The sequence below is a fragment of the Enterocloster lavalensis genome (genome assembly GCF_046603895.1).
Classification (GTDB): Bacteria; Bacillota; Clostridia; order Lachnospirales; family Lachnospiraceae; genus Enterocloster; species Enterocloster lavalensis.
The window spans coordinates 1,753,573-1,767,324 of record NZ_CP176637.1; the positions used below are offsets into that span (position 1 = coordinate 1,753,573).

General features: G+C 57.7%; 17 protein-coding genes and 1 pseudogene. 3 read left to right on the forward strand and 15 right to left on the reverse strand.

The window, feature by feature from the left end; genetic code table 11:
- Window positions 1-138: 138 nt before the first annotated feature.
- The 3 genes from ACK2JC_RS07645 to ACK2JC_RS07655 form a co-directional block, all read right to left on the reverse strand.
- A complete protein-coding gene (locus ACK2JC_RS07645) occupies window positions 139-930 on the reverse strand; it encodes a class I SAM-dependent methyltransferase (protein WP_320936703.1) in 792 nt (263 codons plus the stop codon).
- A 20-nt stretch (window positions 931-950) separates the two neighbouring features.
- Complete coding sequence (locus ACK2JC_RS07650) at window positions 951-1,550, reverse strand: TetR/AcrR family transcriptional regulator (RefSeq protein ID WP_320936704.1); 600 nt, start codon at window positions 1,548-1,550, stop codon at window positions 951-953.
- A 124-nt stretch (window positions 1,551-1,674) separates the two neighbouring features.
- The gene (locus tag ACK2JC_RS07655) at window positions 1,675-2,493 is read right to left on the reverse strand and encodes a MerR family transcriptional regulator (RefSeq protein ID WP_368271577.1); all 819 of its coding nucleotides are present in this window, start codon (window positions 2,491-2,493) and stop codon (window positions 1,675-1,677) included.
- 89 nt (window positions 2,494-2,582) lie between these two features.
- Between ACK2JC_RS07655 and ACK2JC_RS07660 the strand changes: the two genes are divergently transcribed.
- Complete coding sequence (locus ACK2JC_RS07660) at window positions 2,583-3,098, forward strand: ferritin-like domain-containing protein (protein ID WP_227168135.1); 516 nt, start codon at window positions 2,583-2,585, stop codon at window positions 3,096-3,098.
- A gap of 53 nt (window positions 3,099-3,151) precedes the next feature.
- Here ACK2JC_RS07660 and ACK2JC_RS07665 read toward each other — a convergent pair whose 3' ends face one another.
- From ACK2JC_RS07665 to ACK2JC_RS07685, 5 genes and pseudogenes are all read right to left on the reverse strand, one after another.
- Window positions 3,152-3,643, reverse strand: coding sequence for a DUF6933 domain-containing protein (locus ACK2JC_RS07665; protein WP_368271579.1), 492 nt, complete (start codon window positions 3,641-3,643; stop codon window positions 3,152-3,154).
- A gap of 14 nt (window positions 3,644-3,657) precedes the next feature.
- Window positions 3,658-3,816, reverse strand: a pseudogene (locus ACK2JC_RS07670) (DUF6933 domain-containing protein); the annotation flags it as partial.
- 21 nt (window positions 3,817-3,837) lie between these two features.
- The gene (locus ACK2JC_RS07675) at window positions 3,838-4,794 is read right to left on the reverse strand and encodes a DUF1848 domain-containing protein (RefSeq protein ID WP_320936707.1); all 957 of its coding nucleotides are present in this window, start codon (window positions 4,792-4,794) and stop codon (window positions 3,838-3,840) included.
- Window positions 4,795-4,846: 52 nt separating this feature from the next.
- A complete protein-coding gene (locus ACK2JC_RS07680) occupies window positions 4,847-5,314 on the reverse strand; it encodes a TspO/MBR family protein (protein WP_007708555.1) in 468 nt (155 codons plus the stop codon).
- Between the two features lie 65 nt (window positions 5,315-5,379).
- Window positions 5,380-6,378, reverse strand: coding sequence for a C45 family peptidase (locus tag ACK2JC_RS07685; protein ID WP_320936708.1), 999 nt, complete (start codon window positions 6,376-6,378; stop codon window positions 5,380-5,382).
- A gap of 222 nt (window positions 6,379-6,600) precedes the next feature.
- On the opposite strand from ACK2JC_RS07685, the gene ACK2JC_RS07690 reads away from it, so the two are divergent.
- Window positions 6,601-7,035 carry a thioesterase family protein gene (locus ACK2JC_RS07690; RefSeq protein ID WP_309471328.1) on the forward strand — a complete coding sequence of 145 codons (435 nt, stop codon included), beginning with the start codon at window positions 6,601-6,603 and terminating at the stop codon, window positions 7,033-7,035.
- Window positions 7,036-7,060: 25 nt separating this feature from the next.
- On the opposite strand, the gene ACK2JC_RS07695 is transcribed toward ACK2JC_RS07690, so the two are convergent.
- The 4 genes from ACK2JC_RS07695 to ACK2JC_RS07710 form a co-directional block, all read right to left on the reverse strand.
- Window positions 7,061-9,304 carry a DNA topoisomerase III gene (locus ACK2JC_RS07695; protein WP_320936709.1) on the reverse strand — a complete coding sequence of 748 codons (2,244 nt, stop codon included), beginning with the start codon at window positions 9,302-9,304 and terminating at the stop codon, window positions 7,061-7,063.
- A gap of 274 nt (window positions 9,305-9,578) precedes the next feature.
- On the reverse strand, window positions 9,579-9,827 hold the full coding sequence (locus tag ACK2JC_RS07700) for an HPr family phosphocarrier protein (RefSeq protein ID WP_276850796.1): 249 nt from the start codon (window positions 9,825-9,827) through the stop codon (window positions 9,579-9,581).
- An 87-nt stretch (window positions 9,828-9,914) separates the two neighbouring features.
- Window positions 9,915-10,268 (reverse strand): hypothetical protein, encoded by a 354-nt coding sequence (locus ACK2JC_RS07705; protein WP_320936710.1) that lies wholly within the window; start codon window positions 10,266-10,268, stop codon window positions 9,915-9,917.
- Between the two features lie 239 nt (window positions 10,269-10,507).
- Entirely contained in the window at window positions 10,508-11,395 is an 888-nt protein-coding gene (locus ACK2JC_RS07710; protein ID WP_320936711.1) for a LysR family transcriptional regulator, read from the reverse strand.
- Between the two features lie 127 nt (window positions 11,396-11,522).
- Between ACK2JC_RS07710 and ACK2JC_RS07715 the strand changes: the two genes are divergently transcribed.
- Window positions 11,523-11,780 (forward strand): glutaredoxin, encoded by a 258-nt coding sequence (locus ACK2JC_RS07715; protein WP_107434608.1) that lies wholly within the window; start codon window positions 11,523-11,525, stop codon window positions 11,778-11,780.
- A gap of 69 nt (window positions 11,781-11,849) precedes the next feature.
- On the opposite strand, the gene ACK2JC_RS07720 is transcribed toward ACK2JC_RS07715, so the two are convergent.
- From ACK2JC_RS07720 to ACK2JC_RS07730, 3 genes are all read right to left on the reverse strand, one after another.
- Entirely contained in the window at window positions 11,850-12,371 is a 522-nt protein-coding gene (locus tag ACK2JC_RS07720) for a DMP19 family protein (RefSeq protein WP_118756545.1), read from the reverse strand.
- A gap of 56 nt (window positions 12,372-12,427) precedes the next feature.
- Window positions 12,428-13,054 carry a (p)ppGpp synthetase gene (locus tag ACK2JC_RS07725; protein WP_320936727.1) on the reverse strand — a complete coding sequence of 209 codons (627 nt, stop codon included), beginning with the start codon at window positions 13,052-13,054 and terminating at the stop codon, window positions 12,428-12,430.
- Between the two features lie 136 nt (window positions 13,055-13,190).
- Window positions 13,191-13,730 (reverse strand): methylated-DNA--[protein]-cysteine S-methyltransferase, encoded by a 540-nt coding sequence (locus tag ACK2JC_RS07730; RefSeq protein WP_107434610.1) that lies wholly within the window; start codon window positions 13,728-13,730, stop codon window positions 13,191-13,193.
- Window positions 13,731-13,752: the final 22 nt, after the last annotated feature.

The following is a 13,752-nucleotide window of genomic DNA, read 5'->3' on the forward strand; positions in this document are numbered from 1 at the left end:
GGGCGCAGCCGTTCTTTTTACCGGTATTTTTAAGGAAACATCGCGTGGAGGGCCACTTCCCGTGATCCCCTGTCCGGCGCATTTCCCGCTATTAAAAAAATAAACCCTCCAGCAACTGGAGGGTCAAGCATTTTTTGTCTATTTTCGGAATATGTCCACCGCGTGGCTGGTGATCCCAAGCATATCCGCGCGCTCACAGGTGGCAAAATGGTAGTTCATAAACAGCTCAAATGTCTCGCCGTCCATACCGTCCACCGCTTCCCGCAGGAGCAAGGCGCAGCCGTCCGAAGCCACGTAATGCAGCCGGGTCACAGGAAATACGGACATCAGCTCATCCACATCCTCCTTGCGGACCAGTTCAAACAAATCCTTTGGCTGGGACCTGGCGGCAAATGTCACGGGGTCGATCAGCCCCGTCTCAATATACCCGGCCACGCTGATATTCCCCCGCCTGAACCCCTCGTCGAGAAGGCAGCCGTCGGAAATGACATAGGCCGCAAACACCAGTCCCCCCGGCTTCGTCACACGGATGGCCTCCCCCAGGGCCCGCCGCTTATCCTCCGCGTTATAAAGGTGGTACAGCGGCCCCAACAGCAGCACGATGTCGTACGCATCGTCCGGGAACGCGGACAAATCCATGGCATTTCCCTGGGCAATTGTGACTGGCTCGCCGGGCCGCGTATTCTGCCGGAAAATCTCTATATTGTGCTCTACCAGCTCCACGGCGTCCACGGCATACCCCCGGCCCGCCAGGGCGTGAGAATACCGGCCGGTTCCGGCCCCCACCTCCAGCACGCGGTGTCCGGGCCTTATATACTTCTCAATGTAACGCATGGTGGTGAGAAACTCAACCGAACCGTGCCTGGGCGCCAGGCGGCTGTCCTCGTCGTACTGGTTGTAAAAATCAATTAAATACTGATCTGTTTTCATATCGCGGCCCTCCACACCGGTCAATGGACACACAAAATTTCTGCGTTCCAGTCCGGCCTTTCCTGTCTGATAAACGCTGTCACAACATTCGCCAACAGCTTTTTTGCATCGCTTTGTTCCAGCGCCATCTTGTTGGTCGCAGTTAAGACCGCCATCCCGTGAGCGTAGAGAAACAGGTCCAAAAATATAACCTTGGCCCGCTCCGTCTCCACCCCAATGAGTCCGGCAAACTCCTCCGCCCTCTTTTCATTGTCGGTTTCCTCGTAGAAATCCCTGGCATTTGCCATGTTCAGATCCATGTCGCTGATAAACAGCAGCTTGAACAGCTGCGTCTCCTCCCGGGCAAACCCGATGTACGAGAGGGGAAGGACGAAACAGGGGCTGACTTTAACGGATTTACGGAAATCCTCGACATACTGTTGATAAAACTCATATGCGTAGGCCAGAAATTCGCGCTTCAGCTCCTCCATGTTTTCATAGCAGGTAAAAATCGGCCGGGTGGAACACTGCAGCCGTCCGGCCACGCTCCTGGCATTTACCGTCTCAAACCCGGTTTGCCTGGTAATATCCAGGGCGGTGTTTAGAATCATTTCTCTCGTTATTCTGGCTTTTGGCGGCATGGCTTCGACCTCTCCTATCAAAAACGGCTTTTAGCAACATATGTTATGTAACTATTGTTGTATAACGTGTAAAAAAAGTCAAGGGGAACTTTTTCGTCTTTCCCCTTGCCGTATCCTCCCCATCTCATCCTTCCCGCACCGGCAGCTGCAGCTCCGTCACATACTGGCTTATGTCCTGAGTGAAGCCGGAGTCGATCCAGGTGATCTCCACCGCATCGCCCGCCGGAACCAGCCCCCGCTCCTCCATGTCCGCGAACAGCCGTCTGTAATACGGCGCGGACTCCTGGCGGGTGCCGGAATACAGGACGGTCAGGTAATCCCCCTCCGAAAGCTGCTGCGCGCCGCCCTGGTAATTGTCCTCCTCCTCCAAAAAGACGAAAATGCCGGAGAACCGTGTGGGGCGTTCCCGGCGCAGCTCCTCAAGATCCACCGTGACGCCCACTTTTCCCAGAAACATCACTGGTTTCAAATCATTCATCCGCTCCAACTCCCGGATGGGATATTCCAGGTTCTCGCCCTGGGCAATCTGGCGGCGCAAAAACGCCACCGGCCGTTTGGGCAGCCGGACCAGCCGGACCTCCTCCATCGGCGCGTTCAGAGCGTAGCGCAGCTGCTCCAGCCTGCGGGTCAGTTTCCGCTCCATATTTTGCAGCTGCGCAAGCTGGTCCCTGGTAGCAAGCAGCTGGTCCTCCAAAATCTGCTCCATCACCCTGGCGTCCCGGTTCTGGAAAAACTGCTTCATCTTTTCCAGAGGCATGTTCAGGGTGCGCAGGTATTTGATCGTATTCAGCCGCTCGAACTGCTTGGTGGAATAATAGCGGTACCCGGTTTCCGGGTTCACGGTCTCCGGGCACAGCAGTCCGATATCGTCGTAATAGCGCAGCGTCCGGAGGTTGATCTGAAACAGCTCCGCCATCTCACCGATGGTAAATAATTCCTTCATAAAATAAACCTCTCCTTCGTCCGCCCCTCACATATTCCCGTTTCCGCCCACATATGCTGTAGGTATAATCTCAATACAAGGAGTGTTCCATGGACGAACCAAAAATCATTGCCACCGCCTCGGATCTCCCTTATCCGCCGGTTGCCGTGGACGGCAAGAACCCGGCCTACGCCAAGGCCATGCTGGACAACGTGGGCGGAGCCAACTCGGAAATGTCCGCTATTTCCCTCTATGTATACAATAACCTGCGCTCCGGCCACACCCCGGACATCGCCCAAACCTTCCACAAAGTCAGCATCGTGGAGATGCATCACCTGGAAATCTTCGGGAAACTGGCCTATATGCTGGGGGAGGACCCCAGAATGTGGACCCAGCACGGCTGCAAGAAGGCCTACTGGACTCCGGGCTACAACCAGTACCCCGTCCATTTCCCGGAAATGATGCGTGGCGTGATCGCCGGTGAGAACGCCGCCATCAAAAAATACCAGTACCAGGCCTCCTACATAAAAGATCCCAACATCACGGCGCTGCTGGAGCGGATCATTCTGGACGAACAGCTCCACGTGCAGATTTTTGAAAAAATGGCCCGTGAATACTGCCAATAAATACCCGCCCAGGCCTATTTCAGCCGCTTCCAAAAACGCGCTCCAAACGCGCGCTACCGCTTTTTCTTCCGGCAGGCCGCCGGTATCCCGGGCTTCTGATCCCGGTGAAAGGCCAGGCACTCCTCACAGTTCCCCCGCCGCGGGCATTTCCTGCGGCAGGGGCATTTTTCTGCGCCGGGCGACGGCTTTTGGGCGCAAAGGTCCGGTTTGATTCCATTTTTTCCCATATCTTCGTTTAAAAACCCTTCCGGCCTGCCCGGCAAATCAAACCCGGCTGTTTTCAGAAGATTTCCATTCACAAAACGGCAGAGCGCGGACTGGAACTGCCGGTCCTCCTCCAGCTTCATGGGCGCCTGGCGCAGGAAATCCGTCATGCGGTTCAGGGCCGCCACCGGCCGCCGCCCGTGGGTTTTGGTAAACGAGGCGCTCCCGGCTGCCCGGAAATACGCCTCCGCCGTCTCCTCGCCGTACCCCGCGGCCAAAAGCCCCTTGCGGATGGCTTCAAGGGTCCGCTGTTCCAGATTTTCCCAGTCCGCCCACTCCATTTTCTGAGAATCACCGTAAATGCGTTGGAGGCGTTGACCGCCATCAGCGTGTTCTCCCCGTGAAACCGGATCACATGGAGGTCCCAGCAGAAAAACAGATTTTCCGGCTCCCCGTAAACCGGCGGCTTCCACTTTAAAAATTTCTGTAGCGGGATTGTGATTCCAAGCTGCATGGCAAAACTGCTCCTTCCTTTCTATTGGTCCGGGCCGTTTTCGTCGAACAGGCTCATCTGCGGAACCTTAAACGACTGCGTCGCCCTGGGACGCACGGTGTCCTCCGGTCCGGGCGGCGCTCCCAATATGGTGGAATGCGGGTCGAAAACGGCCCGGTGCTCCAGAATCCGCTCCCGGTCAAAGGTGGCGTAGCAGTACGCGCAGCCGTTTAAGCAGGTGTTGTAAGAGCCCGCGTCCACGCTCTCCACACAGCCGCATTCGGGCCGCTGGTTTACGTCCTTACGGCAGCGGATCCGGCAGCCGGTGATCCGCTCGATGCGCTTCCGGTCGATGCAGCTGCCGTGGGCCACCCCGGCCCCGGATAGGTCCACGGCCTCGGCGCAGGACTCGATGGCCATGCCGCAGTTATAAGCGATCTTCGCCATAGCTCCGGCCAGTTCCAGCATCGCTTCCGTCCCCATGGGTTCCATCTGCAAACGCTCCATGTTTCTCCGTATCTTTTGGTACAGGTCCAGGAAACTGATCACTACCAGGTCCGCAGAGCCGCAGAGCGACCGTGCGATCTCCCCGAACGCTTTCAAATGGTATTCCGGCGTATAGCGCTCGCTGATGAAAATGGGATCGTACCGCCAGACCACCCGTTCCCTGCCCAGCTCCTGCGCCAGGCGTTTGAACGTTGGGATCAGCACCTGCCGCTTGTCCGGCAGACCGGCCTCCACCTCCGCCCCATACCCTGTGAGGGTGAACTGGAAATAAAAGTCATAGCCCTCCAGCTCCCTTAACCGCCCCAACATGGGGGCTGGGTTCTTGGTCCAGAACACGATGCAGTCCACCACCTCCGGGGACAGCGAAATGCGGCTGATCTGCCGGGCGTTAAAGGGATTCCTCACATCCAGGAATCCCTCCCGCACCCGGTTCAAAAACCAGTCGCTGTAATAATTTGGCAAATCTGTTCTGCGGCTTGCGCTCAGTATCATTTGTTCTCCTCGTCTATCTGTTTCTTCCGTCCTCCCGGCTCTGTGTGCCCGTCTACCGGTTCAGCCACCACACCCCCAGATTCAGGTATGCCGCAAAGCACAGCCAGAAAAAGTAGGGGAGCTGCAGCCAGGCCGCGGTCCGGCTCACCCGGTCAAACAGCCGGATCATAAGCGCCACCAGCCCCAGCAAGAGCAGCAGCCAGAAAAATGCCAGGAGCCGCATTCCCTCCCGGAAAAACAGGATGCTCCAGAAAAAATTCACAGCCAGCTGGATCCCGTAGACCGCCAGCGCGCGCACCCGCTCAGTCCTGCGCGTCAGCCAGACCATGGCCGCCCCGATCCCCATCAGGATAAAGAGAATGGTCCACACCACGGGAAATACCGCGCCGGGCGGGGACAGGGGAGGACGCTTTAAGGACGCGTACTCCTTCATCCCGTTCCGGCTCAAAAACCCGGACAGTCCGCCGACGCCCACCGCCAGCAGTACCGACAGCCCGTATAACTTCTTATGCCTCTGCATATCGCATCACCTCGGTTTAGTATATTGCGTTCCGGCAATGCCTATTCAGAGACTTGCGCCCGCGCCTAAATCTCCGGCCAAAGCCGCCCGTCCGGGGCAAATGGACAGCGCGCGGGATTTCCCTCCGCCCTCAGAATCACACCGTTTTTCAGATCATAAAGGGAGGACCACACCGTGTCCATGCCCAGGCTGCGGTCGTACTGGCACATGAAGCCCATTTCCCCGGCAAGCAGACTTTGAATCTGCCCGGCCGTCCACGTTTTCCGCTGCGCAAACGCCCTCTCCATGGTCTCGTACCGCTCATGGGAGTGAACCGTGTCCTCCATCTGCGCCTGGTAAGGCGTCAGGGCCCGGCTGACAAAATGGTTGGCCGAAAACACCGCTCCCCCGTCTCCCGGCCGGATCACCTCCAGAGACTCGCAGTTGCACTCCACCACCGCGGCCGCTCCGCTCCGGTCCGCCAGCGTGATGGCCTGAGCCGAACCCACGGGCAGCTCCCGGATCGCTTCAATGGCCTCCTCCACGGTCCGGCACCGCTCCAGGACATACCGGACCAGCATCCCGGCGTTAAGCCCAGGCGCAATTTTTGTGGGATACATGAAGGTCAGACCGGCGGCCAGGCCGTGTTCATTGACCCCGTCCTCCATCTCTGACCAGGCCGTGGTGGCCCCCACAAATCTGTACGCCCCTTCCAGCCGGTACAGCGGGCTGTCGCAAAACGGCTCCACCGCGGTGAGAAAATCGCTGTTGCGGCCGAACAGCACCGTCTCCCCATCCGAATACGCCAGGCAGGAACAGTGATTCCCCACCGCAAAGCTGTACATGGACAAAAGAAATCCTTCCATCTGAGCCTGCTCCGTCCTCTGCCCCTCGGCAATTCCCCGGATCTCGTCCAGTATTTCCGGAAAATGCCGCCGGTACATCGGGATTGCGGCCTGGGCATAGTCCAGGCGCGCCTGGTCCACCGTCAGGTGCTCCATCAGAAAGATACGCCGCTCGTAAAGCGTCGCTCCGTAACGCAGTCCGCTCTCGTAGTGGCTGCCCTTCCATGTTGAATGATTCATAAAATGTTCTCTCCTTATATTGTATTGAGAGATGGCGCCAGCTCTTGATACAAGACTACTTGAATAAAAATTTTCTGTCAATACTTATATTATTTTCTTTTTAAGAATCAATTCACTTCCGAATATCATCCGCCGGATGGCGGCCTGCGCGGACCGGCACTTGCGCGGCGGGTGACTTTGCGCTATACTTGCCATTATCAGACATGTTCGGGAGGAAACACCATGTTAAAGGACTATGAACACAACGCGAAATACTACGAGACGGACCAGATGGGCTGCGTGCACCATTCCAATTACATCCGCTGGATGGAGGAGGCCCGGGTGGACCTGATGGATCAGATGGGCTGCGGTTACCGGGCCATGGAGGAAGCCGGCGTGTGCAGCCCCGTTCTGGAAGTGAACTGCAGGTACAAAAGCATGGTCCGCTTCGGCGACACCGTGCGCATCCACGCCTGGATCAAGGAGTACAACGGCATCCGCATGACCATCGGCTACGAGATGCGCGACGTCTCCTCCGGGGAACTGCGCACCCAGGCGGAGAGCGCCCACTGCTTCCTCACACTGGACGGCCGCCCCGTATCCTTAAAGCGGTCTTATCCGGAATGGGATAAGCTTTTCCGCAACATGCTGGAGATGGAGGCAGGGAAAGGGGAGTAAAACCCGCATTTCCCGCCTCCCTCCGTCACTGGTCCAGCTTGATCCCGGCCAGCATCCGGGCGAGCGCATCGTTGAGCGGCTCCTCCGTCTCCTTGCTCTGCTGGTTCAGATACTTGGCAACGTCCCGCTTGGTGACGCCCGCCCCCTCCTTTTTTCTGCGCTCCTGGAAGGCCTTCAGCTTTTCTTTATACCCGCATTTGCAGACAAATACCTGTCCGTCCCCTTTGCCCTTCAGCTCCATTTTCTTATGACACACCGGGCAGCGGGCGTTGCTGGTCCGGGAAATGGTCTCCCGATGGCCGCACTCCCGGTCCTGACAGACCAGCATCTCGCTGTTTTTTCCCTTGACCAGAAGCATTTTCTTTCCGCATACCGGGCATTTGGTGTTGGTCAGGTTATCGTGACGGAACTGGCCCCCGCCGGACTTGATCTGGCCGATCAGCTCCCGGGAATAACTGCGGATATCGCTCATAAAGACCGCCCGTTTCAGAGCGCCTTTGAAAATTTTTGACAGTTTCATCTCCCAGTCCGCGGTCAGCTCCGGCTTCTTTAAATCCTCCGGCACCAGCTCCAAAAGCTGTTTCGCCTTGGAGGTCAGAAGAATGTCCTTGCCCCGCTTCTCCAGCAGAAAACTGGAAAACAGCTTTTCAATGATGTCCGCCCGGGTGGCCACCGTTCCCAGACCGCCGGTCTCACCTAGGGTGCGCGCCATCTCCTTATCCCCGGATTCCATGTAGGCCGCCGGATTCTCCATTGCGGACAGCAGAGTGGCCTCGTTAAAATGCGCGGGCGGCTTGGTCTTTCCCTCGGTCAAAACAAAGGTGAGCCGGTTCAACACGTCTCCGGTCTTTAAATCCGGAAGCCGCTGGCCCTTCACCTCCTGGTCCTCCTCCTCGTCCCCATCATATCCGTCCTCGTAAGCCGCCTTCCAGCCCTGGCTGCGCACAATGTTCCCGTGGGCCACGAAGCGTTCCCCGCCTGCCTTCACCGTCAGATTCGTCTGCTCGTACTCGTAGGGCGGGTACAGCACGGCCAGGAACCGGCGCACCACCAGGTCGTAAATCCGCCGTTCGTCCACGGTCATGTGATCCAGCTGCACAAACTGCTCCGTGGGAATGATGGCGTGGTGGTCCGACACCTTGCTGTTATCCACAAAAAACAGCTTCTCCGGCAGCGGGCGGGCCACAAGACGTCCTGCCGCCAGCTTGTAGGGGCCCACGCCGCAGGCTTTCAGCCGCTCTTTTAAGGTGGGCACAATGTCCGCGCTCAGATAACGTGAATCCGTCCGCGGATAGGTCAGCACCTTGTGGTTCTCGTACAGGCGCTGCATGATGTTGAGCGTCTCCTTGGCGGAATAGTTGAACCGCTTGTTGGCGTCCCGCTGCAGCTCCGTCAGGTCGTAGAGAAGCGGAGCCTGGGTTTTCTTCGGCGTGCGCTTGATCTCCGCCACCACGCCGGTTCTCCCCGCCGCACCGGCTCCTCCTGCCGCACCGTTACCGGCCGCCGTCCCCTGGAGCGCTTTCAGCATCTGTTCCATGCGGGCCCGGTCAAAGGAGCGGAAGCTCTTTGTCTCCCCGTCCTGCCAGGTGAGCGTCAGGGCGGGGGAGGCGCATTTTGCCTGGATTCCATAGTAGGGCTGGGGAACGAACCTGCGGATTTCCTCCTCCCGCTTGGCGATCATGGCCAGGGTCGGCGTCTGCACCCGGCCGCAGGAGAGCTGGGCGTTGTACTTGCAGGTCAGCGCCCGGGTGGCGTTGATGCCCACCAGCCAGTCCGCCTCCGCCCTGCACATCGCCGCGTCGTAGAGATTTTCGTAGTCCCTGCCGTCCTTTAGATTGGCGAACCCCTCCCGGATGGCCTTGTCGGTGACCGACGAAATCCACAGCCGTTTCAGCGGTTTCTGGCTGCCAGCCTTCTTTAAGATCAGCCGGGCCACCAGCTCGCCCTCCCGACCCGCGTCCGTGGCGATAATGATCTCCCCCACGTCCTTCCGGTGAATCTGCGCCTTTACGGCCTGATACTGTTTGGTGGTCTGTCGGATCACCTCCAGCTTGAAGGGCTCCGGCATCATGGGCAGGTCCTCCATCTTCCACTCTTTATATTTGGGATCGTATGCCTCCGGGTCCGCCAGCTCCACCAGATGTCCCAGTCCCCAGGTGACGATGTAGGCGCCGCCCTCGATGGCACCGTTTATCTGCCTGCCGCACTTTAACACCCGGGCGATATCCCGGGCCACGGAGGGTTTTTCCGCTATAACCAATGATTTCATAAATCCGACACTCCTTACATTTTCTGTAAATGCTCTGATGTTCCATTTATTGTACCATTATAGTGTAATTCGTCCTGGGATTCAACCGGAATCCCGGGAGAGTGGGGCCGCGCCTCCCCGTCCGCACCACTTTCCCGCGCCACATTCCCGCAACGCCGCTCTATAAAAACAGGGCGACTCTGCACATCTGCAAGCCGCCCCACTGTTATGTTCCCCCGGTCAAAGCGCCTGTACCCCACCGGCCGGTTCATGATTTTCATTTGATTTCTCTTTCTCAATCTGTCTCCAAAACCCTGGAATATTCCTCCAGGGCATTGACCTCGTCCTCGCCGTCAAACAATAGTTCAAACCGGTCCCCGGCCTTAATGTCGCCGATGTGCATCATACTTTTGGCGTTGAACCTGCGTCCCGCCAGATCCACGGTCACCCGGCAGCTGTACTTGCAGCCGGTCTGGATCAAAAGTTTCATCTGGTTCCGGTATAATGTCTGATTGTCCGAGGCGGAAAATGCGCTCTTGATCATTTAACACCTGCCATATCCGTCGCGCCGGAAATTCTGGGCGGGCCGGAGCTTCCCCCGTCCGCCGACCCATCACCGGCGCAAAAATTTCTATTTTGTATTCTTAGCGGCGGTCCCTGCTGCGGTTTTCGCCGTCCGGGCAGCGCTCCTGCGGTGTTTTTGCAGTTCCGTCTGCGCCGCCCTGCGCTCCTCCTCCAGCTTGAAGAGTTCTTCCCTGCGTCCCTCTTCCCTGCGCCTGCGCTCGCTCATCGCCATCTCGTTGTACTTCTCCTGCAGCTCGCCCTTTTCAAACGCCAGATAACCGGCAAACGCCTCCGGGAACCGAAAGGTTTTGACAACGCCTCCGCTCTGAAACCGTACTTTAATATGCTCCGCCGGCTCCTCCACTATACTGCCTCTGCCGAATTTCAAATGTTTCACTTCTTCATTCACCAACGACTCCATCCGCTTAACCTCCATCACCCGATCCACCCATGCAGCAGGCCCGACACCAAACGGCTCGGGCCATACTTTCTGAGACTTATTGCTTCTGTTTCTATTTTATCAGAAATTTCTGCTGATTTCTAATGATTTTTTGAGTTTTTTGGAATCTTCGTTTATTTTTACCCAAATCTCCGGCAGTTCTTTTATGCAATATTACAATATTCCACCGGACAGCAGTCTGCCAAACGCCCCAACAGCCCCTAAGTTTCCCTCTCCCGCGCCCCGGACAGCTGCAAAAACGCTTCCATGGCGGGCGTCATCCACTTCACCGGATGGCAGAACAGCGCGCTCTCCACCGCAGGCGCGAACCCCTCGATCCTCACCCGCTCCAGAGTCCCTTCCTCCACCATGGGACGGACGGCGAAATCCGGCAGAATCCCCACCCCCAGTCCCGACCTGGCAAAGGTGCGGATCCCCTCGATGCTGTCCGCCTCCATCAACACATGGGGCACGATCCCGGCTCTGCGGCAGAACAGCTCAAACTGAAGGCGGTACGGGCAGCCCGGTTCGGTCAACAGAAAGGTGACGTCCCCAAGTCCGCTTACCGGAAGCATTTCCCCGGCACCGTACCGGCCGGGCGCGGCCACGGCCCAGATGGGATGGGACATCCCGCAAAAGGCGCGCCACGAGCTTCTCTCCTTCCGGTCCGCAATCACCCATGCGAAATCCAGCCGGCCGGAGCCAAGCATATCCTGAAGTGCCTCGATGCCGCCGCTGCGGACCACCAGATCCACCTTGGGGTACAGTTGGTGGTACTGCTTCAGGAGATCGGGCAAAAACGCGGTACAGAGCGAAGAAAACGCTCCGATCCGCAGCTTCCCCGACGGCTCCCGCTGGTTTTTCACAGCCAGCCGGGCATTTTCCGCTTCCAGAAGCAGATTCCGGGCGTGCTCCAAAAGCGCTTCCCCCGGCCGGGTGAGCGCAATGCCTTTGGGCAGCCGGTCAAACAGCTGTACCCCCAGTTCCTCCTCCAGCCCCTGAATCTGCGCCGTCACCGTGGACTGGGTGTAGCCAAGCTCAGAAGCCGCCCTGGAAAAACTGCCCGCATCCGCAGCCCTGACAAATGTATTCAGATTGCGCAGTTCCATTTCCCGATCTCCCTCTGTGGTATCGAAATTTTCGAATCTCCTTATAATATATTTCAATTTTACAGAATTGTAAAGGCCTGCTATACTGAGTGCAGAAACCAGACAAAACCTACAAGGAGGAATCCCCATGAATATCACTGTAATCGGAAGCCATCTCTGCCCTGACACCCTGCTGGCGCTCTGCAAGCTGCGCGAAGCCGGAATCGACGTGGACTTCAAGAATCTTTCCGCTTCCCTGCCGGACTTAAAGGCCTACTTATCCGTGCGCGAATCCGATCCGCTGTACGAGGCGGTCCGGAAAAACGGCGGAATCGGCATCCCCTGCTTCGTCTTTGAGGACGGCCGCCGCACCCTGGACCTGGAAGAAGTCCTGTCCGCAAAATAGTCCCCATAGACCCGCCCCGGCTGTTCATTCCCTCCGCAGCCGGGGCGTTTTTTGGAAGTCTCCTGCCGGTCAGTCCTCAAACACCGGCTTCTCCACTTCCCCGTCAAAATACAGGGCCTGCCGGTTCTCCAGGGCATAGGCCGCCATCCGCCGCTCAATGTCATCCGCCTTTTCCATGGCGTAAAGCCTTTTATTCAAATCTCCGAACTCCGGCTCCAGCTCGCTCATCTGATCCCAGCGGTCCTCCCGCTCCTTGGCGGGTTTGCCGCCCATGCGGTCCGCAGACTCCCGGATGATCCCGTACAGCTCCTCCATCCCCATCTCCCTGGCTCCGTTCATGGCGTCCTCCCAGACGATGCCCGTGGAATTGGAGTAAAACTGGTCGTGCCCGCCGTTGTTGACCTCGGCCAAATACCATTGCAGGGCAAACAGATACCGCTGCGGAGCGGTAAAACCCTCCAGGTCCCGCTGGTACTGCTCCTCTCCGTCGTAAATGCTCACGCTCCACCAAAGCGGATCAATGATCTCCTGAATCTCCCCGGACTCAATCACCGCGTCGTCCACAATCACCCGCTGTTTCGCCATCTCCATACTGCTGTTCTCCTCTCCCGCCGGTCATGGCAGCGCCGGCGCATACATGTTCTGTCTTAATCCGCCTCCTCCGGAGGCCACCCGTTTTCCCGGCGTTCCCGGTATTCCTCAAACTTCTCCTCGATCTCCTTCAGCACCGCCGCGTAGGTTAGAAATTCCTGCTCCAGCCGTTCCCGGTTCTCCGGGTTCTTTTTATAACAGATCCGGTGCTCCATGCTGGCCCAGAAATCCATGGACATGGTCCGGAACTGGACCTCCACCGGAAAATATTCCATGGCGTCCAGGCAGTACACCGGCGCTCCCATCACGATGTGGTAGCTGCGGTAGCCGTTGGGCTTGGGGGTGGCGATATAATCCCGCTCCTTCACCAGCACCAGGTCCGACTGCCGTTTTAATCCCGCCGCAACATTATAAATATCGTCCACAAAATAGCAGATCACCCGGATGCCCGCAATGTCCTGAAGGTAATCCCTGGCATTGGACACGCTGTCCCTCTGTCCCAGGCGCCTGAGCTTGTCCTCAATGCTCTTCTTGGCCTTAATCCGGTTCTGCATATTGTGGATGGGACCGCACACCGCCCTGCTGCCGTAAAGGCTGTGGTTCAGGATTTCCAAACGCGTCTCCAAAAGCCTTCTGGCATCCTCATATGGCCGGATCAGGTCGTAATACTGTTCGTTGGTCATATCCATTTCCCCGCACTCTTCATTTCGCGGATCAAACACATTCCCGTTTTCCGCACTGGTTTTCAGCATAGCGGAAAGATGTGTCTATTCTATGGATGCTTTCTGGTTTATTTATGAAAATACCATAAATTTACCGTTACAGCGCCGTCCCCCTGGCCGGAACGGTCAGGCCGTCCATTTTCACGCCTTCGTGCTTCAGCAGCCAAATCTTCTTGTCAAGCCCCCCGGCATAGCCGGTCAGGCTGCCGCCGGTCCCCACCACCCGGTGGCAGGGAATTATAATCGAGATGGGATTGTGGCCCACCGCCCCGCCCACCGCCTGGGCGGACATACTCTCCCGTTGGAGCCGCTTTGCCGCTTCCCGGGCGATCTGCCCGTAGGTGGTGAGCTCTCCGTAAGGGATTTCACAGAGCAGTTCCCACACCGTCTGCCGGAATTCTCCGCCCACAGGCGCCAGCGGCAGCTCCGACGGCTCCGGCTTTTTCCCGTTAAAATACCGGTCGAGCCAGTCCTTTGCCCTGGAAAATACCTCCAGCTCCTCGTTGGGCCGCAGCTCCCCAGGCACGGTGCCTCCGAAGTATTTTTGCCCCTCCATCCAGAGGCCCGCCAGGTTCAAACCGTCGCTGGCCAGGGTGAGCCGCCCCACCGGAGAGTCGTATTTCATCTCATAGTACATACCGTTCCTCCTGAATCCTGTT